This window comes from Paenarthrobacter sp. Z7-10 (assembly GCF_026932795.1).
In the GTDB taxonomy this organism is placed as follows: Bacteria; Actinomycetota; Actinomycetes; order Actinomycetales; family Micrococcaceae; genus Arthrobacter_M.
The window spans coordinates 1-24,333 of sequence record NZ_JADPVH010000001.1 but is presented as its reverse complement, the minus strand read 5'-3'; the positions used below and the strand labels follow the sequence as shown (position 1 = coordinate 24,333).

21 protein-coding genes are annotated in these 24,333 nt (G+C 63.7%); 12 read left to right on the top strand and 9 right to left on the bottom strand.

From position 1 onward, the window contains the following. Positions 1–260 precede the first annotated feature (260 nt). The 3 genes from IV498_RS00105 to IV498_RS00095 all read left to right on the top strand — a co-directional run bounded on the left by IV498_RS00105 (position 261) and on the right by IV498_RS00095 (position 3,752). Positions 261–1,883 carry an ABC transporter substrate-binding protein gene (locus IV498_RS00105; RefSeq protein WP_269044528.1) on the top strand — a complete coding sequence of 541 codons (1,623 nt, stop codon included), beginning with the start codon at positions 261–263 and terminating at the stop codon, positions 1,881–1,883. 45 nt (positions 1,884–1,928) lie between these two features. After that, a complete protein-coding gene (locus IV498_RS00100) occupies positions 1,929–2,861 on the top strand; it encodes an ABC transporter permease (protein WP_269044527.1) in 933 nt (310 codons plus the stop codon). A 63-nt stretch (positions 2,862–2,924) separates the two neighbouring features. Further along, complete coding sequence (locus IV498_RS00095) at positions 2,925–3,752, top strand: ABC transporter permease (protein WP_269044526.1); 828 nt, start codon at positions 2,925–2,927, stop codon at positions 3,750–3,752. A 148-nt stretch (positions 3,753–3,900) separates the two neighbouring features. Here IV498_RS00095 and IV498_RS00090 read toward each other — a convergent pair whose 3' ends face one another. Next, positions 3,901–5,532, bottom strand: coding sequence for an ABC transporter ATP-binding protein (locus IV498_RS00090; protein ID WP_269044525.1), 1,632 nt, complete (start codon positions 5,530–5,532; stop codon positions 3,901–3,903). Positions 5,533–5,762: 230 nt separating this feature from the next. On the opposite strand from IV498_RS00090, the gene IV498_RS00085 reads away from it, so the two are divergent. The 5 genes from IV498_RS00085 (at position 5,763) to IV498_RS00065 (ending at position 10,962) form a co-directional block, all read left to right on the top strand. Then, entirely contained in the window at positions 5,763–7,016 is a 1,254-nt protein-coding gene (locus tag IV498_RS00085) for a Zn-dependent hydrolase (RefSeq protein ID WP_269044524.1), read from the top strand. A 143-nt stretch (positions 7,017–7,159) separates the two neighbouring features. After that, positions 7,160–8,365 (top strand): metal-dependent hydrolase family protein, encoded by a 1,206-nt coding sequence (locus IV498_RS00080; RefSeq protein WP_269044523.1) that lies wholly within the window; start codon positions 7,160–7,162, stop codon positions 8,363–8,365. A 70-nt stretch (positions 8,366–8,435) separates the two neighbouring features. Beyond that, positions 8,436–9,725 (top strand): M20 metallopeptidase family protein, encoded by a 1,290-nt coding sequence (locus IV498_RS00075; protein ID WP_269044522.1) that lies wholly within the window; start codon positions 8,436–8,438, stop codon positions 9,723–9,725. 63 nt (positions 9,726–9,788) lie between these two features. Beyond that, positions 9,789–10,754 (top strand): M20/M25/M40 family metallo-hydrolase, encoded by a 966-nt coding sequence (locus tag IV498_RS00070; protein WP_269044521.1) that lies wholly within the window; start codon positions 9,789–9,791, stop codon positions 10,752–10,754. Further along, a complete protein-coding gene (locus tag IV498_RS00065) occupies positions 10,732–10,962 on the top strand; it encodes a hypothetical protein (protein ID WP_269044520.1) in 231 nt (76 codons plus the stop codon). The genes IV498_RS00070 and IV498_RS00065 overlap by 23 nt, the downstream gene beginning before the upstream one ends. 50 nt (positions 10,963–11,012) lie before the next feature. Here IV498_RS00065 and IV498_RS00060 read toward each other — a convergent pair whose 3' ends face one another. From IV498_RS00060 to IV498_RS00035, 6 genes are all read right to left on the bottom strand, one after another. Next, on the bottom strand, positions 11,013–12,626 hold the full coding sequence (locus tag IV498_RS00060) for an SDR family oxidoreductase (protein WP_269044519.1): 1,614 nt from the start codon (positions 12,624–12,626) through the stop codon (positions 11,013–11,015). Between the two features lie 82 nt (positions 12,627–12,708). Further along, entirely contained in the window at positions 12,709–12,963 is a 255-nt protein-coding gene (locus IV498_RS00055; protein ID WP_269044518.1) for a hypothetical protein, read from the bottom strand. Positions 12,964–13,509: 546 nt separating this feature from the next. Further along, positions 13,510–14,277, bottom strand: a complete 768-nt coding sequence (locus IV498_RS00050; RefSeq protein ID WP_269044517.1) for an SDR family NAD(P)-dependent oxidoreductase — start codon at positions 14,275–14,277, stop codon at positions 13,510–13,512. A 51-nt stretch (positions 14,278–14,328) separates the two neighbouring features. Next, on the bottom strand, positions 14,329–15,144 hold the full coding sequence (locus IV498_RS00045; RefSeq protein ID WP_269044516.1) for an ATP-binding cassette domain-containing protein: 816 nt from the start codon (positions 15,142–15,144) through the stop codon (positions 14,329–14,331). Then, positions 15,141–16,187: an ABC transporter permease gene (locus IV498_RS00040; protein ID WP_269044515.1), complete on the bottom strand. Its 1,047-nt coding sequence runs from the start codon at positions 16,185–16,187 to the stop codon at positions 15,141–15,143. Before IV498_RS00040 ends, IV498_RS00045 begins: the two co-directional genes overlap by 4 nt. 98 nt (positions 16,188–16,285) lie before the next feature. Continuing rightward, positions 16,286–17,407, bottom strand: a complete 1,122-nt coding sequence (locus IV498_RS00035; RefSeq protein ID WP_269044514.1) for a substrate-binding domain-containing protein — start codon at positions 17,405–17,407, stop codon at positions 16,286–16,288. A 171-nt stretch (positions 17,408–17,578) separates the two neighbouring features. Between IV498_RS00035 and IV498_RS00030 the strand changes: the two genes are divergently transcribed. The 3 genes from IV498_RS00030 (at position 17,579) to IV498_RS00020 (ending at position 20,533) form a co-directional block, all read left to right on the top strand. Then, on the top strand, positions 17,579–18,577 hold the full coding sequence (locus IV498_RS00030) for a LacI family DNA-binding transcriptional regulator (RefSeq protein WP_269044639.1): 999 nt from the start codon (positions 17,579–17,581) through the stop codon (positions 18,575–18,577). 67 nt (positions 18,578–18,644) lie between these two features. Next, on the top strand, positions 18,645–19,580 hold the full coding sequence (locus IV498_RS00025; RefSeq protein ID WP_269044513.1) for a carbohydrate kinase family protein: 936 nt from the start codon (positions 18,645–18,647) through the stop codon (positions 19,578–19,580). Continuing rightward, entirely contained in the window at positions 19,577–20,533 is a 957-nt protein-coding gene (locus IV498_RS00020) for a nucleoside/nucleotide kinase family protein (RefSeq protein ID WP_269044511.1), read from the top strand. Before IV498_RS00025 ends, IV498_RS00020 begins: the two co-directional genes overlap by 4 nt. Before the next feature lie 118 nt (positions 20,534–20,651). Here IV498_RS00020 and IV498_RS00015 read toward each other — a convergent pair whose 3' ends face one another. Continuing rightward, on the bottom strand, positions 20,652–21,194 hold the full coding sequence (locus tag IV498_RS00015; RefSeq protein ID WP_269044509.1) for a TetR/AcrR family transcriptional regulator: 543 nt from the start codon (positions 21,192–21,194) through the stop codon (positions 20,652–20,654). Then, a complete protein-coding gene (locus IV498_RS00010) occupies positions 21,191–23,551 on the bottom strand; it encodes an MFS transporter (RefSeq protein WP_269044508.1) in 2,361 nt (786 codons plus the stop codon). The genes IV498_RS00015 and IV498_RS00010 overlap by 4 nt, the downstream gene beginning before the upstream one ends. A gap of 121 nt (positions 23,552–23,672) precedes the next feature. On the opposite strand from IV498_RS00010, the gene IV498_RS00005 reads away from it, so the two are divergent. Then, positions 23,673–24,119 carry an ASCH domain-containing protein gene (locus tag IV498_RS00005; protein WP_269044507.1) on the top strand — a complete coding sequence of 149 codons (447 nt, stop codon included), beginning with the start codon at positions 23,673–23,675 and terminating at the stop codon, positions 24,117–24,119. The last annotated feature ends 214 nt before the right edge of the window (positions 24,120–24,333 follow it).

Genomic DNA, 24,333 nt, shown 5'->3' with positions numbered 1-24,333 from the left:
TAAATACCGCCGTGAGGAAGGAAGTCCTTGAGATCTCGGCAAGTGACCACAGGACCTGGAAGAAAAGTTACCACGCTCCGAAATATGGCGGCGCGCCCGCTTCATATGATGCACGAAGTTGACATATGTGGGTACGCTAACGCCAACAAACTACACGTTTGCGCAACGATGCGCAGGGTCATCGTTCGTCTCTGAATGCTGTAGCGGGTTTAGCGCCACCAAGGCGCTCGACTTTTCCTCAAGTGCAAAAGGAGTAATGAATGCGTACACATCGATCCACAGCCAGTGTTCAAGGCAAGGGAGCCTTGGCTCGCCGCTGGCGTAGCACCCGGCTCGCCGCAGCCGTGCTGGTGACGGCCGGCGCGCTCGCGCTGACCTCGTGCACAACCGGCGCAGACACCGGAGGCTCGGCAGGGGGAACCTCCGGCAGCAGCACCTTCAATATAGGCATCGGTGTCGATCTGGATACGGTGGACCCGGCCCAGCAGACGACCACGACGGTCCAGAACGTCGTCGACTACGGCGTCGAGACCTTGGTCAGCCTCGACAAGGACGGAAAGGTTACTCCCGGGCTTGCGGAATCGTGGGACACCTCCTCGGACGGTCAGACGCTGACACTGCATCTGCGCAAGGGTGTGACATTCCAGGATGGCACCGCATTTGATGCCAAGGCGGCCAAATTCAACCTGGACCGCATCACGGGCGGAAAGGTCAAGGTTCCGATCGGCGGGGCATTCAAGGTCATTGACAAGGTGGAGGCCCCGGACGACGCGACGGTTGCCATTCACATGAAATACCCGGACCCCAGCCTCCTGCAGAACCTCGGGATCACGACGTCCGGCATCATTTCGCCGGCCTCGGCTACCAAAGACGGAAACAGCTTCGAAATTATTGTCAAGCCGGTGGGAACGGGACCGTACGAGTTCATCAAGTTCCAAAAGGGCACCCAGGTGACGTACAAAAAGTATGACAAGTACTGGGGCGAGAAGCCCTATTACAGTGACGTTGTCTTCAAAATTATTCCGGAAGCCAGCTCGCGGGAGGCCGGGCTGCGATCAGGTCAGCTGCAGATGATCATGAATCCGCCGATCAGCGACCTCAAAGCGCTCTCCAGCTCACCCGGACTCGCCACGGTCAATCCGCCCAGCGACCGCTCCATCTTTATCGCCTTCAATAACCAAAAAGCTCCCTTCAACAATCCCAAGGTGCGGGAGGCGTTTAACTACGCCGTCAACAAGGAAGCCATCATTAAGAACGTACTCTTTGGTGCGGCAACGCTGATGGATTCCCCGATGCCGGCAGCGCTGGACGGATACTGCAAGGTCGGGGACTACAGCTACGATCCGGCGAAGGCAAAGCAGTTGCTGGCCGACGCCGGCGCCACCAACCTGTCAATTACCTTCGGTGCGCCCACCGGCCGCTACCTGCAGGACCAGCAGGCTGCCCAGGCCATCGCGGCGGACCTGCGGGCCGTCGGCGTGACGGTCAAGGTTTCGACCATGGACTGGCCTTCCTACACTGCCACCATGGAAGATCCCAAGGGCCCCTTCGACATGCACATGCTGGGCTGGGCCCCGGGCGCGCTGGATGCGCCCACCCAGTTCCAGATGTTCCAGAAGGCCTCCTGGCCGCCGGCCGGCCTCAACTCCGCGTTCTACACCAACCCCGAGGTGGAGAAGACAATCAGCACCGGTGAGAAAGAACTCGACAAGACCAAGCGCGACGCTGCTTACTGCGACGCACAGAAGCAGATCTGGGCAGACGCCCCGTGGACGTTCCTGTGGAGCCAGACCCTGAGCCTGGCCTACCAGAGCAACATTGCCGGCATTACCTCTACCCCGAACGAAAAGTTCGACACCGTCTATGCCCACCCGGCAAAGTAGGTTGGGACAGCACCCGGCACGGCCTGTTGAGTTTGTGATGCTGACATGAGCGGGTTTTGGCGCTACATGGGGCGGCGGGTCGCCGCCTCGGTGGTGACGCTCCTTGGAGTAATCCTTGTTCTGGTGACGCTGTTCAAATTTGTTCCTGGAGACCCGGCGAGAATCATCGCCGGTCTCCAGGCCACACCGGAACAGGTTGAGGCGGTCCGCAAGACCATGGGCCTTGAGCAGCCGGTGATTGTCCAGTTCTGGCAGTTCCTGGAAAAGCTGGGTCACGGCAACATGGGAGTGTCCGCCCGTACCGGAACCTCTGTCATCAGCGAGATCGGTCAGCGGCTGCCCTACACGCTGGAACTGGCGGTACTGGGAACGCTCTTCGGGGCTGTCGCCGGGATCCTGCTGGGAGTCTTCGCGGCCCGGCACAAGGGTAAGTTGATCGACACGATCTCCTCCATGGTGGGCGTGATGGGCATCTCGATGCCGGTGTACTGGCTGGGCATCCTGTTGATTATGTTGTTCTCGGTGCAACTGCGGATGCTGCCCATCGGCGGTGCGGCCAATCTCCAGAGCTTGGTCATGCCCACGGTGACACTGGGAGTGTTCTCGATGGCGATTGTCTCCCGAATGACCCGGTCCACGATGCTCGACAGCCTGATGCAGGACTATGTGCGGACAGCGCGGGCCAAAGGCGTCCGGGAATCGCTGGTCGTGTACCAACATGCCTTGCGGAACGCGTTCATCCCGGTGCTGACCGTGATCGGGCTGCAGTTCGGAACCCTGTTGGGTGGAGCGGTGTTGACGGAGACGGTGTTCGCTTGGCCCGGGCTGGGACGGCTCTTGGTTGATTCAATCAATTCACGAGATTTTCCAATGGTGCAGGGAATTGTCCTGACGTTCGCGACAATGTTTATTGTCGTCAATATTATTACTGACTTGCTGTATTCCGTTATCGACCCCCGGGTGCGGCTTTATGACTAATACGAGGGTAGGACGCGAAATGCGACAATTCTTTCACGGTTGGGGTCTGCGGGGTGGGCATCAATGAAGAAAGTCCGTATTTTTGCCCTGAATAAAGCGGCAGTTGTGGGTGTGGTGATTCTTGCAATCTTCGCATTTGTGGCCATCGCGGCGCCTTTGCTGACACCTTACGATCCGGTGGCGCAGAACCTGGCTGCGGCTTTCAATCCGCCGTCGTTGGCTCACCCGTTCGGCACCGACGACCTGGGCCGGGACATGCTGGCACGGATCATGTATGGCGGCCGGTACACGCTGATGATCGGGGTCGCGGCGGTCACGCTTGCAACCTTGATCGGCGTGCCGCTGGGGCTGATTTCCGGCTATTTTGGCGGTTGGATCGACATGGTGATCATGCGCATCACGGACATCATGCTGGCGTTCAACCCGTTCCTGCTGGCGCTGGTGCTGGTGGCGGTGCTCGGCGTTGGTCTTAACAGCGTCATTATCGCAGCCGGCATCGGCGTCGTGCCTCAGTTCATCCGGTTGACGCGTGGGCAGGCGCTCTCCCTGCGGGAGCAGATTTATGTTGAGGCAGCACAGGCGTTCGGCGAAAGACCGCTGAATATCGTTCGACGGCACCTGCTGCGGAACTCCTGGACGCCGATCATCGTCTTCGCGACGCTGAACGTGGGGCTGACGATCCTGGTGGCCGCCGGGCTGGGCTTCCTAGGACTGGGAGTCCAGGCACCGCTGCCGGAATGGGGAACGATGCTGGGTGAAGGCAGGGCGTACATCTTCTACGCCTCCTACACCACCATGCTGCCAGGTCTGGCGATCTTCCTGGGAGTGCTGGCCTTCAACATGGCTGGCGACGGACTGCGGGACGCCCTGGACCCCAGCCTTCGGGTGTAGGTCCGGCTGGCCGGCCGGGTACCGAGCCCGGCCGGCCGCCTTGAATAGTTAGGGCCCAAAAGACGAGGGTTCCCGGCACCAGCGCAATGCGCTGACGCCGGGGACCCTGGTCTTCGTGTCTAAGCTAAGGCGCCCTTCGGGCATCCGCTCAGCCGGCCAGACGGGCCTCGCGCCGCTCTCGCTGCTCGTCAGGATCAGGGACGGGGCAGGAGCTGATGAGGCGGCGGGTGTACTCGTGCTGGGGGTTCCGGAAGATCGTTTCCCGGTCGCCCTGCTCCACCAGGACACCCTTGCGCATGACAGCCACCCGGTCACACAACGTGTCAACGACCGCCAGGTTGTGGCTGATGAACAGACAGGCAAAGCCGAGGCGCTCCTGCAGTTCACGGAACAGGTCAAGAACTTTGGCCTGCACCGAAACGTCCAGCGCGCTGGTCGGCTCGTCCGCGATGAGAAGCCGCGGATCCAGGGCTATGGCCCGTGCGATCGAAACGCGCTGCAGCTGCCCTCCCGACATTTCCCGGGGATAACGTTCCGTCCAGTTGCCTTGCAGCTCGACAGAGTCGAGGAGTTCCCGAACCCGCGTGCGCATTGCAGCCCCGCGGAGATTCGTCAGCACGCGCAGTGGTTCTGCCACGATGGCGCCGATGGTCATGCGCGGGTCCAGCGAGGTGGCCGGGTTCTGGAAAACGACGCCGACACGTTTGCGCATCTCCATAATCTGGGCGCGCTTGGCATGGCTGAGCTGGACGCCGGCGACGGAAATCGAGCCGGAAGTAATCGGGGTCAGGCCGACGGAGCAGCGGCCAATCGTTGTCTTTCCGCTGCCGGATTCTCCGACAAGGGCGGCGATTTCGCCCGCATGGACCTGGAAACTCACGGAGTCGACGGCGCGGAACTTCGAGCGCAGGCGGAAGCCGAATTCGACCACCAGATCCTGGATGTCGAGAACAAGTTCACCCTTGTTCACGATGCTGGAAGCGGTGTTCTCGCCAAAGCGCGGGACCGCGGCCAGCAGTTCCTGCGTGTAGGTCTCCCGTGGGCTGGCGAACAGGGCATGCACCTCGTTCGTCTCCACGGGTTCGCCCCGGCGCATCACCACCACCCGATCGGCCAGATCGGCGACGACGCCCATGTCGTGGGTGATGATCATGATGCTGGTGCCCAATTGCCCGTGCAGCCTGCGCAGCACATCGAGCACCTCAGCCTGGACTGTCACATCGAGAGCCGTAGTCGGTTCATCAGCGATCAGCAGCCGTGGCTCGCCGGCCAACGCCATCGCTATCATGATGCGCTGGCACTGGCCCCCGGAGAACTGGTGCGGGTAGTAGCCCAGCCGGGGAGTCGGGTCGGGGATTCCGACGAGCGTCAGCAATTCGACCGACTTCGCGTTAACCTGGTCCCGGCTGAGGGAGGGGTCCTGGTGCTTGACGGCCTCACCCATCTGAAAGCCGATGGTGAAGACCGGGTTGAGGGCGGCGATTGGATCCTGGAAGATCATGGAGATATCGCCGCCGCGGATTGCGGTCAGCTCCTTCGGGGTCATGTCCACCAGGTTCTTGCCGTCGAACCGGATGGAGCCGGTCCGGGTGGCATTGTCAGGCAGCAGGCCGAGGATGGACATGGCCGTGACGCTCTTGCCGGAGCCGGACTCTCCCACCAGGGCGAGGATCTCGCCCGGCATGACGTCGAAATTGACGCCATTGACCGCTCGGAACGGTTTTCGGTCCACTCGGAAATCAACAACGAGATCACGTACTGCCAGAATAGGCTCAGTCATGTCGCTGATCTTAGCAACGTAATTCACTTTGCGGGAGTGATATTGCCGCCTTAATTTCGGCGCGTCCTTATTTCTCGTGACTTTTGCCTTGATTGTGCCGTGACAAACAGTAGTGTGAAGAACAACCCGTTTGAGCAAAGCGTGGCGGCTCATGTACGCCACCCGGCAAAAGACCGAAGGGGAATTATGAATTCTGGTACTTGGTCCTCCTACCGCAGCGGAGCCCGCCGGTGACGGCGCCCGTATTGTCGGTAAATGCACCGCGGCTGATTGCCGACCTCACGGACCTCGGGTGTATCGGACGTGTGGAAGCCGGCGGCATCAACCGCACCTCGTTCTCGGCGGCGGACACCGAGGCCCGCGGCTGGTATCTGGCCCGCTGCGCGGAGGCCGGACTGTCCGTGCGGCAGGACGGCGTGGGAAACCTGATCGTTTCCTCGCCCGCCGTCGCTGCGGAGATCGCCGCCCGGCCTGCGGTCTGGTCCGGCTCGCACCTGGACACGGTGCCCAACGGGGGCCAGTTCGACGGCGCTCTCGGCGCCCTGGCAGCGCTCGAGTGCCTGCGCCGCATCCACGAGGAGGGGATCGAGCTACAACGCCCGGTGTGCGCCATCATGTACACGGACGAGGAGGGCAGCTACGCCCACCTGCTCGGCTCCAGTGCCTTGGCCCGCGGGTTTTCGCGGGCTGAGCTCGAAGCCATGGTCGGCAGGGACGGGGACCGTTTCGTGGACACCTTCACCGCGGCGGGCGGCGACCTTGACGCGGCGGCGCAGACCAGGATCGATCCCGGTGCTTTGCATGCCACCGTCGAGCTGCACATCGAGCAGGGACCGACGCTGGAAGAGCAGGGAATCCAGATCGGTGTGGTGAGTGGCATTGTTGGGCTCGGCGGCGGAGTTGTGACGTTCCTGGGCCGGGCCGACCACGCCGGCACCACGCCCATGAGCCAGCGTCGGGATGCGCTGGTCGCAGCCGGCGCGTTCGTCGTCGCGCTGCCGGAGATTGCCGCGCGGATCAGCGATCGCGCGGTCATCACGTGCGGCATGGTCAGCGTTCGGCCGGGGAGCGCCAATGTCATTCCCGAGTCGGCGCAGGTGAGTGTTGACTTCCGCCATCCGGAGCAGGGCCAGGTGGAGGCGCTTGAGGCCGCCATCCGCGACACGGCTCGGAACATCGCGGCTCAGTACGGTCTGCAGGTCGGCATTGATTTGGAGGAATCCATTCCGCCGGCGCCGCTGGATCGGGGTGTCCAAAAAATTATTGCGGCCAGGGCCGCGGCCCGGGGACTTTCGTCAGTGTCGATGCCCTCCGGAGCAGGGCACGACTCCCAGAACCTGGCTCCTCTTGTCCCGACCGGCATGATCTTCGTGCCCAGCATCGAGGGACGCAGCCACTGCCCCGAAGAAAACACCTCCTGGGAAGATGTGGAGAACGGCGCCAACGTCCTGCTCGACACGCTGATCCAGTTGGCGGGCGGTTGACAGGCTCACCCGGCAGGCCCACCGGACAAGCCAACCGGACGGGCCCAGCAGATACGGCCTCGCCAGGAACGGCCACCCATTAACAGCCACCCATTAACAGCCACAGACATAATCAGTTCACCGCAATGGTTCAGGAGCCGCACATGAGCACCACAGTTTTCCGCCACGGGAACGTCTTTGACGGGACCGGGAGCATGCCCGTCCAAGCCGACGTCGCCATCAGCGAAGGCAGGATCACCGCCGTCGGCGAGAACCTCCGCGGTGACGAGGAGGTGGACATTACCGGTTCCACGCTGCTCCCAGGACTGATCGACTGCCACGTGCACCTGACCATGAGCGATCTGGACACCATGACCGGGTTGGAACGACCCTTTTCCTATCCGTTCTATCAGGCGATCCACAACATGGCGGCCACCTTGGATTGCGGCATCACAACCGTCAGGGATGCCGGCGGAACCGATGCTGGCATGCAACTGGCGGTTGAGGACGGCCTCATCGAGGGACCACGGATGCAGATTGCGGTCAGTATCCTCAGTCAGACCGGCGGCCACAGTGATGGCTGGATGCCGTCCGGGTTCGAGATCGGACACCAGATCCCGCACCCGGGGCGGCCTTCCGGCATTGTTGACGGACCTGAGGAGATGCGTCGGAAGGTGCGCGAGCTGGTGCGCGTTGGTGCTCAGGTCATCAAGGTCTGCACCTCAGGCGGTGTCCTGTCGCCCCGCGATGACCCCCGGCACGCCCATTTCCGTGATGACGAGCTGGCGGCGCTCGTTGCGGAGGCTACGGCGGCCGGACGCGGCGTGATGGCCCACGCCCAAAGCACGGACGGCATCAAGAACGCGGTCAGGGCGGGAATCCGCTCCATCGAGCACGGAATTTACCTGGACGACGAGGCTATTTCCATGATGATTGAGGCCGGAACCTGGCTGGTTCCGACCCTGTCGGCGCCGCAGGCGGTATTGAACGCCGTCGCCGGCGGGGCAAAAATTCCGGCCGAATCCCTGCGCAAGGCCCGCGATGTCATCGCGGCCCATTTGGACTCGTTCGCCCGGGCTGTGAACGCCGGTGTGAAGGTGGCGATGGGAACAGACACCGGCGTGGGACCGCACGGGGCCAACCTCGATGAGCTTGCCATGATGGAAGCCGGCGGCATGACGCCGCAGCAGGTGCTGGCGGCCAGCACGTCGTCGGCGGCGGATCTGCTGGGCATGGGGGACGACGTCGGCACCCTCGCCCCGGGGAAGTTGGCCGACATGGTGGTCGTGTCGGGGGACCCGTTCGATCTGTCGGCCTTCAAGTCCAATATTGCCTCGGTCTACAAGGGTGGCGTGAAGGTCCGCGGCTAGAACATGATCCGGGCCGGCCGGGTTGCCCGGCCGGTCCAAGCCCGGCTTTGCTTATTGGCAGTAAAACAGGATGGGGACCGCTTTGTCATTTGACGGGATACTTTCAGGTCAGGCCCGGCAGCTCGCGCCGGCTCTGGCAGAGCTTCGGCATGAACTGCACCGGCACCCCGAGGTGGGCCTCAACCTTCCGTTGACCCAAGCGGCAGTGCTGCGGGCGCTGGAGGGACTGGGACTGGAGATCAGGACGGGAACGGACTTGTCGTCCGTGACTGCCGTGCTGCGCGGAGGCGCTCCGGGCCCGGCGGTCCTCCTGCGCGCGGACATGGACGCCCTTCCCGTCACCGAAGAAACGGACCTCGAGTTCGCCAGCCAGATCCCGGGCGTCATGCAGGCCTGCGGGCATGATCTCCACACCACCATGCTGGTGGGCGCCGCGCGGCTGCTGGCCAGCCACCGGGCGGAGCTGGCCGGGGACATCGTCTTCATGTTCCAGCCCGGTGAAGAGGGCCACGACGGAGCAGCCAAAATGATTGCCGAGGGCGTGTTGGATGCCGCGGGCCAGCGGGTTTCCTCGGCGTACGGGATGCACGTGCAGGCGAACACGTTTCCCCTGGGGGTATTCAGCACGCGTCCCGGAACGTTGATGGCGGCCACGGACACGCTGCACGTAACCATCCGCGGCGCCGGCGGACACGGCTCCACCCCGCATCTCTCCCGCGATCCCATCAGTGTTGCGGCCGAGCTGGTGGGAAATCTCCAAACCCTTGTCACGCGCCGCTTCAACGTCTTCGATCCGATTGTCATCTCGGTGGGGGCCTTCCACGCGGGCACGGCGGCAAACATCATTCCCGGCCACGCCACCTTCGATGCCACCGTGCGCACCTTCTCCATGGCCGCCCAGGACCGCATCCGCAGCGAATCGGTCCAGCTCTGCGAACGGGTGGCGGCCGGTTTCGGCCTCGAAGCCGAAGCTGTCTACACCGATGGCTACCCGGTCACCATTAACGACGCTGACCGCGCCAACTTCGCTGCCGAGGTGGCGAGCGACGTGTTCGGCACCGAGCGCTACCAGCCGTTGGCGTTCCCCCGCGCCGGAGGCGAGGACTTCTCCCGGGTGCTGGCCGAGGTGCCGGGCTGTTACCTCATGCTCGGTGCCTGTCCCGAGCCGGACTATGTCCATGCGCCCTCCAACCACAGCGCGCGCGCCCAATTCTCGGACACCGTCCTGCCGGACGGGGCATTGCTGCTGGCACAGCTTGCGGTGCGGTCCCTGCGCCGGGACGCGGCCCAGATCGATGGCGCAGACGCACAGGCCCTGACCTCAGACCGGGCCGGAGACCGAACCTCTGACCGGACCTGAGTCCCGGCCCCGAACGTTGGCCACAAAACCGGCCCCGAAAGCCACCACACGGAAGCAGATGCCATGCACAGCCTCACCGGCCTCCCGGCCTGGATCGACGAACATCGACAGGAGATTCTCAGCGATCTCACCCATTACGTGAGCCTGGAGTCCCCTTCTGATGACAAGCCGCTTTTGGGTGCCGCCCTGACCTGGTTGGAGGGCTGGCTGACCGAACGACTTGGGAAACCCGCCGCCCGACGACGGGTGGATGGGGGAGAGCGCGGGGATACCCTGGTAGTTGACTACCCGGCGCCCGGCGGGGACGACTGGGTGACGGCCCTGTGCCATTACGACACGGTGTGGTCCGCCGGCACCCTCGCCGGGTGGCCAGCCAGTATCCAGGGTGACAACTTTTCCGGCCCTGGCGCCTTCGATATGAAGGGTGGGCTGGTCCAACTGGTGTGGGCCCTGAAAGCCTGCGAGGTCCTGCGCCTTCCGCGTCCCAGTCTTCGCCTGGTGCTCAACGGGGACGAGGAGATCGGCAGCCCCGCGTCCCGTGCCGTGATTGAAGAGGAAGTGGTGCGCGGCAGCTCCGTGCTCGTGTTCGAGGCCAGCTCCAATGGAGCCGTGAAAACCGCCCGCAAGGGAGTAGGCATTTTCCGCGTTGACGCCATCGGCGAGGAGGCGCATGCCGGACTTGACCCCGAAGCCGGTGCCAGTGCAATCGACGAAATCTCCCGTGTCGTTCTTGACCTACATGGTGCGGCGGACCTCGACAGAGGAACCAGCCTCAACGTTGGCATTTTGAAAGCGGGAACTCGAACCAACGTGAAGGCCGGGCGCGCGACGGCGGATGTCGACGTCAGAGTTGCAAGCGACGATGAGATGCGCCGTGTGGACGCCGTGTTCGCAGGTCTTGCGCCGCATAATCCGCGGGCAGAAATCACCGTCAGTGGGGGGGTGGAACCGTCCCGTTATGGAGCGCTCCTCCGCCACGGCAGGGCTTTTTTCGCTGGCCAGCTCCGTGGCTCTCGAACTCGGCTTTGAGCTCCAGGAGACTTCAGTGGGCGGCGCCAGCGACGGAAACTTCGCCGCCGCCTTGGGACTGCCCGTACTGGACGGCCTGGGCGCTGTTGGCGGCGGCGCGCACGCCCGCAGCGAATGGATCAGCATCGATGGGATGATGCAGCGCACCGCTCTCGCGGCCGGCGTCCTGGCGAAGCTCGGAAGCAGCAGCGGGCGGGAGCTGGACTAACGCGCTGGGCTAACTGCGCTGCGCCAACAGCGCTGAGTCAGTCGCCGCCGTCAGTCGTCGCCGCGCTCAGGGGCCCGTTCCCGCGCCCTTTGCTGGGCTTCGGCGGCGATGTTGCGCGACATGGCGGGGAAAATGAAGGCGTGGAAAGGAAGTACCGCCAGCCAGTAGAGCCGGCCGGAGAGGCCCTTGGGGAAGAAAATGGCCCGTTGCCGGTACAAGCTGCCGGTACCGTCCGGCTGCACGGAAAATTCAAGCCAAGCCCGGCCGGGCGCCCGCATCTCGGCGCGGAGCAGGAGTAACTGCCCGCGGTCTATCTTCTCCACCCGCCACCAATCCAGCGAGTCCCCGACGGACAGCCGGTCCGGATTGCGCCGGCCCCGGGTCAAGCCTGTGCCGCCCACCAGCTTGTCCATCCAGCCGCGGATGGACCAGGCCAGCGGCAGTGAGTACCAGCCGCTGCGTCCGCCGATCCCCTCAATGACTTTCCACATCCGGGCCGGATCCACCTCATAGTGCCGGGAACGATCGTCCGTGTAAACGGTATGCCCGGCCCAGTCCGGATCGCTGGGCAGCGGATCCGCCTCCGGCCCAAACCCGCCGGCGCCCGCCCAGGAGGTTACGACGTCGCCCGTCTTTTCCTTCTCCAGTGCCAAACGGACCGCACTGCGGAATCCGGTGGGACCGCCCGGGGGCTGCCGAATGTAATCGTCGATCCCGCGTTCACCGCCCACCGCATCGTGCTGGAGCGACTGCACCAGCGGCCGCGACATGGACAGCGGAATGGGCGTCACCAGCGCCACCCAGTAACCCGCAAGCCGGGGGACGGGCAGCGGGAACGGGAAAACGAGCCGGTTCCCCAGCCCTGCCTCCAGTGCGTAAATCTTCATCAGCTGCGCGTACGGCATCACCTCCCGGGAGCCAATATCGAAACTCTTGTTCACTCGACCCGGGACCGACGCGGCGGCCACCAGGTAGTAGAGCACGTCGCGGATGGCGATCGGCTCTATCCGGTTCCGCACCCATCTCGGGGCCGGCATCACCGGCAGCACGTCGGCCAGATGCCGGATCATTTCAAAGGAAGCGGACCCGGAGCCAATCACCACGCCGGCCTGCAGCACCATGGCGTCAACCTTGGCCTCGAGCAGGATCTGTCCGACCGCCGCGCGGGAGCGCATGTGCGGTGAGAGCTCAACGTTCTGCGGGTGCAGGCCACCCAGATACACAATCCGCGCCACCCCTGCCTTCCCGCAGGCATCGGCAACGGTGTGGGCCATCGCGGCTTCACGCTTCTCGAAGTCGCTGCTGCCGCCCATCGAATGGACCAGATAGTAGACAACATCGATTCCCTGGCAGGCCTGCTCCAATGCGGCAGCGTCATCGAGGTCCCCGCGGATGATCTCCACATCCTCCCGCCACGGGACTGCCCCGAGCTTCTGGGGACTGCGGACAAAGACCTTGACCCGGTGTCCGGCGGCGACGAGCCGGGGCACCAAGCGGCCTCCTATATAGCCGGTGGCGCCGGTAACGAGGATGTTTCGGGACAGGCGGGGCTGGCTTTCCAAGCCGGGCGGGCCCGGTGTGCCGGGCTGGCTTTCCGGGCTGGGCGGGCCCACTGAGCTGGATGCGGGCGGCGGCGGTTCGGATGGGAGTGCGGTATCCGGCATGGACATCCTTCCAGTTCTACGGCGGCGTCTTTATGCCCACCTTAGCGCCACCGCGCCACCGCGCCACCGCGCCACTGGTCCGTCAGCCCAAAAGCGAATCCGCGAAGCGGGCCACCTGCTGAACCTGGCGTTCGGGTACCAGCGACGGGATGGCAGTACGCGCAACCTGACCGGAACGCCATCTCCGGTACAGCCTGACTGTCAGCCGCACCAGTGACCACTGCACCAGCCTGGCGCTGAGGGCAACCAGCAGGACGGACACAAAGGCGAAGATGATTAACGCGAACATCGCCACTGCTATCAGCAGCGTTCCCCCATAGATCAGCAAATCGTTCACTATCGCTTCTTTGTACATGACGGTTCCCCTTGACGCTCCGCTGCGATGCCCGGCCCATCTATTGGCTGCCGGACTTCGGACATTACAGCTCCGAACGCGCTCCGACATGCCATGGTCCCTCCCGTCACGGCATTGCAACAATCTTGTTACCAAGAATTACGGAACGGTTTCGGCTCGTGACAAGATTCCGTGCGTGTCCGTCGCCCCGATTGTCGGCATGCCTTGCGGCGCTCTCAATGTCAGGTTACCCTCGCCGCCGGAGTTCCCACGCCCGCCCCGTCGGGAATGGCCGAGACCACGAAGTATGCGCCGGGCAGGCGGCTGAATATCGCGAGTGGACAGCCAACTACCTCAAAATGCCACTAACCTACTCCACGGATCAACGATCGCTGACGCTGGAAAACCCGCAGGGCAGGGTTGTTTTCAGCAGCCGTTAAAGGGTCGATCGACCGCCTCCGACTCCGCTTCGGGCGAGCTGGCCGCCAGGGTGGACGTTCCTTCCTTGGCAGCAGGCTGCTCACGCTGCTGATCCTGCTGCCGCGGCTGTCAGTAGATGCTGTAGCCGCCGTCGACCGTCAGAACGGAACCTGTCATGAAACTGGACGCGCGGCTGGCCAGGAAGACCACCGCGGGTCCGAGCTCATCAGGCTCGCCGGCTCTTTGTTGGGGCGTGTCCTCGATCCAGTGCCGGTGGAACTGCGGTTCGTCAATGGGGGACATATCGGTGTGCATGTAGCCGGGAGCCAAGGCGTTGACGCGTACGTTCAAGGGCGCCCATTCCGCGGCAAGGCTGCGGGTGAGGTGGTGAACGGCTGCTTTGGATGCATTGTAGGCCGGTTGCCACTGTGGCCGGTTGACGATGGAAGCGGACATGGATCCAATGTTGACGATCGATCCGCCGCCGGCTTCGATCATGTGCCGGCCGAAGACTTGGCTGGCCATCCATACCCCGTCAAGGTTGACGTTCATGACGGCACGCCAATCGTCGTCAGTCACCTCAAGTGCCGGTCGGTGGATGCAGGTACCGGCGTTATTGACCAGCACGTCGGCGCGGCCGAACGCTTCTTTTGTCCGAGTCAGAACCGCTTCGAGATCGGAACGTATGCTGACGTCGGCCAGGACGGTCAGGGCCCGAACGCCAATGGCCGCAACCTCGGCTTCAACCTCGGCGGCCGCGGCCGCGTCCCGGCCAACGATGACAATGTTGGCCCCTGCCTCGGCGAGTGCACCCGCAAAGGCGCGGCCCAGTCCGCGGGTTGCGCCGGTAACTACGGCGGTTTGTCCCACCATGCTGAATCTGTCCAGGACTGGCATTCGTTCTCCTCGTGGTGGTGGGTTCGAGCCTTCCGGTGGTTCAGCCTGACTCTATGCGCCCTTTTCGTCCACCTTCCGGGCGCCGGTCATGATGGCAACGGCCTCGGTCATGGTGTGCGATTGCGGGGTGATGGTCCCGGCGCACTTTCCGAGGCGTTGAATATGAATGCGGTCAGCGACTTCAAAGACGTGCGGCATATTGTGGCTGATCAGGATGACGGGGATTCCCCGCTCACGCAGCGTACGTACGAGTTGGAGGACTTGGTTGGATTCGCGTACGCCCAGGGCGGCGGTCGGTTCGTCGAGGACGACGACTTTGGAGCCGAAGGCTGCGGCGCGGGCGACGGCCACAGCTTGGCGTTGCCCCCCTGAGAGGTTTTCCACCGGGACCGTCACGTCCTGGAGGGTCGAGATACCGAGGTTACGCAGGCCTTCCTCGGCCTCCTTGCGCATGCCTTTCTTGTCCATCATGCGGAAGACGGAGCCGAGGATGCCCGCTTTGCGCCTTTCGCGTCCGAGGTACAGATTGGAGGCGACGTCCAGAGCGGGAGAAACAGCCAAGGACTGGTAAACCGTTTCGATGCCTGCCTCGTGGGCATCCTGGGGGCGCCTGAAGCGCACGGTCTGTCCGTCGAGGAGGATTTCGCCCTGATCGGGCACCTCGGCTCCGGTCAGGCATTTGACCAGGGTCGATTTGCCGGCGCCGTTGTCGCCGATGATGGCCAGGACCTCGCCCGGGTACAGCTCGAGGCTGACGCCGTCGAGTCCAACGACGCGGCCGTAGGTCTTGACCAGGTTCCTGGCCTGCAGGACCGGTTGACGGGTTTGCGCGGGGCTTTCGGGGCCCAGGATGTTCGCGGTGGTCATTTGCGTACCTTTCGGATCCACTGGTCGACCGAGACGGCCACGATGATGAGAACGCCGACGGCGAGGGTTTGGTAGAGCACGTCAAGGCCGGCCAGCGCGAGGCCGTTGCGGAAAACGCCGACGATGAGGGCGCCGAGCAGGGATCCCCAGATGTTGCCGCGCCCGCCGAAGAGGCTGGTACCGCCGATGACGACGGCGGTGATGGTGTCGAGGTTTATGTCGGTTCCGGCGTTGGGGCTTGCGGCATCCGCACGCCCAATCTGGATCCAGGAGCCGACGGCGATGATTGCTCCGGCGGCGACGTAGACGCTCATGAGTACCCGGTTTACCCGGATGCCGGAGAGCCTGGCTGCTTCCTTGTCGTCACCGACGGTGTAGACGTGCCTGCCCCAGGCCGTGGAGTTGAGGATGAAGGCCATCACGATGTAAAGCAGCAGCATCATGACGACACCGTAGGTGAAGTTCACGCCACCAATTTTGAAGGTGTTGCCGGTGCCGGTGATGAGGCCGGGGATGTCCTGGCCGGTAACGGAGGCACTGTTGGAGTACAGCAGGGTCAGTGCGATGAAGATGCTCAACGTTCCAAGGGTAACGATGAAGGGCGGAAGTTTGAGCCTGGTCACCAGGATGCCGTTGAGCGCACCGGCGGCGAGGGCGACCACGAGGCCCAGAAGGAGGGCAATGGGGGCGGGAACGCCATTGTGGCTGGCCAGTTGTGCCATCACCATGGAGGCGAGGACCATGATGGCGCCGACGGACAAATCGATGCCGGCGGTCAGGATGACGAGCGTCTGGGCGATGGCCAGGGTTCCCACCACGGCTACCTGTTGGGAGACGAGCGAGAGGTTGTTGGCGTAGAAGAAGCGGGGGTTCAGCAAGCCGAAGACGATGATGGCAAGTATGATGACGATGCCAGGGCTCAGGGCCGGATATTTATGCAGGGCCTGCCGGGCGCGGTCGACGGGAGTGCGGCGGTCCAGGAATTCGACCGCGAGGTCCGGTTGAGCGGCGGGTGGGCTGGCTTCGGTTGTTTGGTGGCTCACGGTATCTCCTGAACGGCTGTGTTCATTTCTCGGTTGTGGTGATGGTTGTTGCCGGTGCCGGCCGGGTGGGTGGCACCGGCAACAGTAGGAACGGGAAGCTACTTGCCCCAGCAGACCTTGGCGCCCTCGGCGCTGGTGATGCTCGGCAGGCCCGCGACGGCGTTGTCCGTCACCAGCTTGGAACCGGTGTTGAAGAAGTCCAGGCCGGCGGTCACCGCAGGCTTTTCACCGGTTTTGGCGAGCTTGACGATGGCGTCCATGCCGAGCTGAGCCATTTTCGACGGGTACTGCTGACTGGTGGCCGCAAAGATGCCTTGATTGACTTCCTTGACCCCGGTACATCCGCCGTCAATGGTGACGATCATCGCGCTCTTTTCCTTCCCGGCGGCCTGGAGTGCCTGGTAGGCGCCATACGCGGCGGGTTCGTTGATGGCGTAGACGAGGTTGATGTTCGGGTTCTTGGACAGCAGGGTTTCCATCGCGGTGCGGCCGTCGGCCTGGTCACCGTTGGATGCCTGGTTGCCGGCGATTTCGTACTCCCCGCCCTTGCCTCCGGTGTACTTGCCCGTTTGGGCTTCGTCGCCGTTCTTGTTCTTGTCATTGAGTTCGATGCCCAGGCCGGCAAGGAACCCCTGGTCGCGGTCGTAGTCGACGCTGGCCACCTGGTTGCTGAACAGGTCCACCATGCCGATAACGGCCTTTTTACCGTCGAGCTTGGCTGCAGCGTACTTTCCGATGGCTACGCCCGCGGCCCGGTTGTCGGTGGCGAACGTGATATCCACGGCGTCGGCTGGATTCGGAGCAGTGTCCAGGGCGATGACCAGCAGGCCGGCTTTTCGAGCCTTGGAAATGGCGGAATTAACGGTGTCGTCCGTCGGGGTGATGAGGATCCCCTTGTCACCACGTGAGATGGAGTCTTCAATGGCTTGGATTTGCGTGGTCGCGTCGCCGTCCTTTTTCCCCGCGGCCAGAGTCAGCTTGACGCCGTCTTTGGCTGCCTGGGTTTTAGCGGCATCTTCCATCGCGACAAAGTACGGGTTCGTCGTGGTCTTCACGATCAGGGAAACACCGATGGGGCCGCCGGCGGCGCCGGAACCTGACCCGGAACCGGCGGTTGAAGGATCGCTGCAGGCGGTCAAAGACAGGGCGCCGATCGTCAGAGCCGCACTGACGGCGAGCATGCGCTTCGCGGGTGTAATCCGAAAGGTGGAACTCAACATTGAATCTCCTAAAAAGTGTCTGCGGCTCTTTGGCCTGACAACGTTGTCAGTTACCATGTAACCAAGATCACCCGGTAGAGTCAAGAACAAATAGTGACAAGGAGCACAATCGTGACAACGATGTCCGACCGTTATCAGTCTGACTCCGCCCAGCCTGATCGGCGGCCCACCATGAAGCACGTAGCCGCCTTGGCAGGTGTGGGCATTAAGACCGTTTCCCGGGTCATGAACAAAGAACCGGGCGTCTCTGAGGCGACCCAGCAAAAGGTGCTGGAGGCTACCCGTCAGCTGAACTACCAGTTGGACATGGCTGCTGGCAGCCTGCGCCGCACCGGACGCCAGACCCTGTCCTTGGGTCTCCTGCTGGCAAGCGTGTCAAACCCCTTCAGCGCGGAAATCCACAGAGCCATTGAAGATGCAGCCATCGTGCGTGGAATAGCAGTCTTTGCCTCCAGCCTGGATGACGAAGCGGAACGCGAAAGACCATTGGTGAGCACTTTTCTGCGCCGTCGCGTCGATGGTCTTATCCTGACCACCGCCGCTAAAAGCCAGGCGTACCTGCTGCCCGAAATAAATCGAAACCTGCCATTGGTTTTCATCGACCGCGAGCCGGTGGGTATCGAAGCCGACACTGTCATGACGGACAATACCGAGGGTGCAGCGGGAGCCGCGCGCCATCTTCTGGCCCACGGCCATCGACGGCTGGCATATTTGGGCGACCGCCCCGATATCCAGACGGCGAAGCTGCGGCGGGACGGTTTCATGAAGGAGTTGGGACACGCCGGAGTCGCAACCGCCGGCCTGCCCGTCGTGGAAGGTCTGCACAACGAGGAATCGGCCTACCGGGCGACCATCGAACTGCTGTCTTCCGAAGAGCCTCCCACGGCGGTTTTTTCCAGTCAGAACCTTGTCACCCTCGGCGTCATCCGCGCGCTGCGTGACCGCGGCGCGAACCATCGGGTGGCACTGGTGGGTTTTGATGACTATTCCCTCTTCGACCTGCTGGACCCCGGCGTCACAGTTGTGGCCCAGCATCCGGAGCGGCTTGGGACTCTGGCAGCCCAACGTATTCTGGCCCGCATCGATGGTGACCAGAGCAAGGCCATAACTTACACCGTTCCCTCCGAACTGATCCAGCGCGGATCCGGGGAGCTTCGGCCGCAGCAGTAGCTGAAGCAGTAAGCGTGCGGCAAAAATCACCCAGCGTACCTCCGGACGAAACTATGAAGGACCCCCTATGCCCTCCTGCTCAGCTGTCGTAATAGGCGATGCCCTGATCGATGAGATCGATTCTCCACATGGATCCATCGACTATGTGGAAGGTGCCGGCCTGAACGTCGCCGTTGGCCTGGCGAGACTGGGCATTGCCGTCACCCTGATTGCGGTCATCGGCGATGACAATGGCGGACGCTCGATCCGAGCATTCCTGCAGGACCACCATGTCTCCCTGCTGGCCACCATCGGTGAACTGGGAACGTCGCGGGCTGTCTCCCGTCGGATCAACGGAGAGCCAAGCTACAGCTTTAATCCTGCGGCGGTTCGCCGTGAGGTGCAGTACGGCGAAGCCGAACAGCAGGCCCTGGCCGCGGCCGACGTCGTCGTCATCAGTTCCTTTCCTTTCGACAATCCGGGACAGGTGGCGCAACTGGAAGCGGCGGTCCCCGAGCCCAGGTCACGCCTGATCGTGGATCCAAATCCCCGGCCGGCATTGCTCCGGGACGCCCGGGCGTTCACCTCGAACTTTGAACGGATAGCCGCCCGGTCGCTGCTGACGAAAATCAGTGAGGAAGATGCGGTGCTGCTTGGCGCGGCGGATGCAACAGCGATGGCCGATGCCCTTCTGCTGGCCGGGGCGGGACACGTTCTGGCCACGACCGGATCCGCCGGGGCCTTTATCGCAACGGCTGCCGGGCTGCGGATAAGCCAGCCCGTGGCCGTGCTGCCGGGGCCCGTGATCGATACCATGGGGGCCGGGGACGCCACCTTGGCCTCCACTGTCAAGGATCTGCTGGCAGAAATACCCGCCACAAGCCTCTTATGGATGGACCTGCTTACCTCCGCCATGGCGGTGGCCGCAGCAACCTGCCGCAGCCACGGCGCCCTGCTTCAGATCCCCCACTCGGACGAGCCCGCAACAGACAACACCCCACACCCTGCGGAGGTAACGCCGTGAGAAAAACCCTGTACGCCGAATTTACGGTGAAGCAGGGCTGCGAGCATCGGGTGGCGGAGCTCATGCGGGAACTGACGCGGCAGGTACGGCAGGAGCGCGGGAACGTGCTCTTCAGCCCCTACGTGCGCGAGGCCAATCCGCGCGAATATGTTGTTTTCGAAATATACGGCGACGAGGAAGCGTTTCGGACGCACATCACCGCCGACTACGGTGCGCGCTTTAACGCCGCACTCGCGGACCTGGTCGAGGGCGAGGGATCGGCGCTGACATGGCTCCGTCCAGCGGACAATGGGATCATGATCGACGAAGCTGGGCAGGAAACGCTGACTGTTGTGGACGACCTGACCGTTCTTTGCCAACGTCTCCGGAGCCTGCCGAAGCCCGGAGGACGGGTGCTGGTGGGAATTACCGGGGCTCCGGGGGCCGGAAAATCCACCATTGCCGAGGACCTCGCCGCAGAGTTGGGCAAGGAGACCGCCATCGTCGTGCCCATGGACGGCTTTCACCTTCCGACCGCTGTTCTTTCGGATCCCGGGCAAATGCAACGCCGGGGGGCGATCGACACCTTCGATGTCGACGGGTATCTCCATTTGCTGCAACGCCTGCGCGACCGGAGGGAAGCCGTCACCTACGCGCCTGGATTCGGGCGGGACATTGAAGAGCCGATAGCGGCGCTGATCCCCGTTCCCCGGGAGATCCCGGTCGTCATCACTGAAGGCAACTACCTGCTTTCCACCGAACCCGGCTGGAAGAATATCCGCACGTTGCTGGATGAAAGCTGGTTCCTCGAAGCCGATGACACGGTCCGCGTGCAGCGTCTGGCGGCCCGGCACGTCCAGTTCGGGAAAAGCGTCCCGGCGGCCCAAGCCATGGCCGAGGGATCGGATGAGCACAATGCCCGGCAGGTCCTGCGCTCCCGGCCGGCGGCGGACCTCGTGATTCGGCTGGCATAGAGTTTCGTCTGGCTGCCGATCCTGCCCGCGACCGTCCCGTACAGAGACAGGGGCGCCTTGTGCGCCTTGTGCGCCTGTTGCGGAACAGCCGGCGTCCCGGATCGCCTGTCACACCGGATCAGTCGGCGTCGACGACCGCCTGTACCAGCGCGCCGTACTCGCGGATCAGGCCTTCGCCGTCGGCCTCGTCGGTGCCGAGCAGCCCAAAGGTACGGATGCCGGCGCCCAGTCCCAGCAGCAGGCACACCACCAGGTTGGCCCGGCGCTGGTCCAGGGACGCATCGCCGATCCGCCGGGCAATGGAGCCGACGTACTTCAGGCGCAGCTCGGTGCGGGTGGACTCGGGGTCCGGCGCCTGCTGGATCAGCAGCGGGGCCATTGCCCAAGGTTCGGCTTCGCCGTTGTCGCGGCGGGCAATGAGCCGGCGCACGAGTTGATACCCCACCGGTTCATCCGCGCCGCCACCGTCGTCCATGACGGGGGCAGGGGGAGCCGAGACCGCGTACAGATCGGCCTTGCTGCCCATCACCTTCATCACCATAGCCGGGGAGAATCCGGCACGGGCGGCCACATCCTTGATGGTGACGGCCGTGTAACCGCGCTCGCCGAAGAGCTCGCGGCCCGCTCCAATGATGGCGCTGCGGGTTGCATTCTCGATCATGGTTCCGCCAACGCTGAGGCCGCGGCGTGGGCAGGCGGCGCGACCGTGGGGTCGGCCTGCAGGGGGTCGGATTGCGGTGCGTCCGCTTGCAGCGGTTCCGCTTGCAGGGCGTCAAAATCGACGACGGCGGATTGGGACGCGAGCAGGATCTGCCGGGCCTGGGCATGCTGCCCGGTCGGATCCAGCGTGCTGAGGATGTAGCGCCCGGCGGAGGGCAGCGGCAGCTCGAACCGGCCCCCGGCATTGCTGTAGGTGCAGTTCAGGAACTCACCAGTTGGTTTCGTTAAGGTGACAAGGGCGTTTTCCAGGGCACGGCCATCACCGCGGATCCGGCCCGAGAGCGTGAGCCGTTCGGTCAGCAGGATCTGTTGGTGACCGGCGGGATCGCTGAATTCCAGAACCTGGGATTTCGGAGCCCAGCCATCCGCGCTGGAGACCACCAAATAACGTGCAGGACCGGGTAGTACCAGTGAATAGTTGCCGTCATTGTCACCGCGGCTCCAGTCGACCGGCTCACCATCCGTATGCATCACGCTCACTACAGCGTTCCGGATGGGGCGGTGCTGGCCCAGGCTGGCCCCAACCACCGTTCCGCGAACCACCACTTCGTGGCGGCCGACGGCAGAGGTGCTGATGGGCGCTGCGACGGCGGCGACGGCGGCATCGGGCATCGGCACGCCAGCCGGCTTTGCCGCCTTGCCCTTTGACTCGTCCACCGTCGAAAGCGCGCCCGTCGTGCGCGCGGAGCCTGCAGCCGCCGTCGTGGCCGCGGCCGCGGAGCCACCCGTCAGCGTGTCCGCGGACCCTGCACCCGCCGTCGTCGTGCCTGCTGTGGCCTCCGCTCCTGCCCTGACTCCAGCCATGCCCGAACCGTCGGCGGGAACCGGCTCCCCGACCGGCGGCCCAACCACGGCTGCCGTATGCGCGGGGCCCCCAATGACTGCCGGACGCAGCTTCGGAATGAAAACCGTGACCCCAATTGAGAGCAGTGCGGCAATCGCAGCGAACCAGAAAATGTCCTTGAAGGCATCCAGCGTCGGCAGGGTCACGCCGGAGTAATTCATCGTGACAGAGGTCAGAACGGCCGCCACGGTGGCGGATGCGGTGGACGTACCCACCGCGCGCAGCAGTGAGTTGAGCCCGTTCGCCGAGGCGGTTTCCGTAATCGGTACCGAACGCATGATCAGGGTCGGCATGGCCGCATAGGCGATCGCGGTGCCCATGCTGACCGCCATCGCACCAACAATGATCATCCAGACCTCACTGGTCAGGAACACCCGTGCCACATAGGACACGGCCAGGACCAGAGCGCCGATGATCAGCGTGGTTTTGGCGCCGAACCGCTTCGTGATCCCGGCAGAAATCGGGGCCAGCGCCACCATCGCCAATCCGGAGGGAACCATGCTGAGCCCTGCCACGATCACGCTCAGCCCGAAGCCATAGCCGGAAATCTTCGGCATCTGGAGCTGCTGGGTGGTGGAGAGCATATTGGCGTACATCGAAAAGCCCACCAGAATAGAGGCGATGTTGGTCAGCAGCACCGGCCGCCGGGCGGACGTGCGCAGGTCCACCATGGGCTGGCTGACGCGCAGTTCGAACGGGAACCAGACGGCCAGCACCACGGCGGTAGTGATGAACAGCAGGATGACGGGCTCACTCGTCCAGCCCCAGCTGCCGCCCTTGGAAATCGCCAGCAGCAGCGTGGTGAGGGCCACCGAGAGCATGGCCGCGCCGAGGAAGTCGAACCTTCCGCGGGTGCGCACTTCTGATTCGGGCACGACGGCGAGCACTACCACGATCAGCGCGATGCCGACGACGGCGGAGAGCCAGAAGATGGCCTGCCAGCCCAGGGATTCGTAGATAACGCCGGACAGCGGCAGGCCCAGCGCGCTGCCGATGCCCAGCGTGGCACTCATCAGGGCGACGGCGGAGGCGACCTTTTCCTTGGGCAGCTCGTCGCGCATGATGCTGATCCCCACCGGAATCAGCGAGGCGGCGAAGCCCTGGAACGCCCGGCCCACCACCAGGGTAAGGAAGTTTCCGCCGGAGGCGGCGATGATGGAACCGATCACCATCATCACCATGGCAACGATCATCATTCGGCGCTTGCCGAACATGTCTGCCAGTCGGGAGACGATCGGCGTGGCCACCGCGCTGGTCAGCAGCGTCACCGTAACCAGCCAGGACACATTGTCCGGACTCGTGCCCAGGATCTTGGGGAAGTCCGGCAGTAGCGGAATGACCATGGTTTGCTGCAGCGCCACCACTGTGCCGGAGAGGCAGAGGATGGCGATGATCAGGCCGGTGGGTCTGCGGGTGGGTCTGCGGGTGGCAGTTTTAGCCGAGTGCGCGGGCACGGAATAGCCTCCGGAACGACGTGGATGGTGAACGAGTGTTCACCCAGTGAACCACCGTTCACCGCTGCCTGGCAACAAACGTAGCGCACGTCTCATGCGTGGCTCCCGATACTGTTTACCCATGAGCGAAGACTACTCAGATCAGGACCTCACACGGCTTCCCAAGGCGGAATTTGGATTTCCCGGGCCGCTTCGCGACAAGCTTGTTGCTGCCATCCTGGCCGGTGTCAAGACCAGCACCACAGGGTTGGTGGCCGATTATATAGTCTGCGGCGAGGAACTGCCTGTCGTGGGCGAACGAGCTGTGGTGATCGACTCCCAAGGCCGGGACGTGGCGATACTGGAGGTGACGGCCGTGGACGTCAGGCCGTTGGGACAGGTTGACCTGCAGCACGTCCTGGATGAGGGCGAGGGTCACCGCAGCATCGCCGAGTGGCGGGCTGACCACGAGGATTACTGGCACAGTCCCGAGATGCGCGAAGCGATGGGCGATCCCGGATTCACCGTAAACGACGCTACCGAGACTGTGCTGGAGCGGTTCCGCCTGCTGACCGTCCTGCCGCGCTGAGGCTGGCCACCCCACACCCCTCCGGCCCCCTTCCTCGCCCTAGCGCCCCCTCGCCTAGGGCCCCCTCGCCTAGGACGGTGCTGATTAATCGGGGGCGTTAAGGCGCGCCTTCGAACGGTTTCCCGGGATTGCGGAAGACTGGATTCATGCAGGGTATTGATGATGGTCAGCGTCAGCTTTTGGATGTTGGTGTGCTCGCGGGCCATTTGCTTCC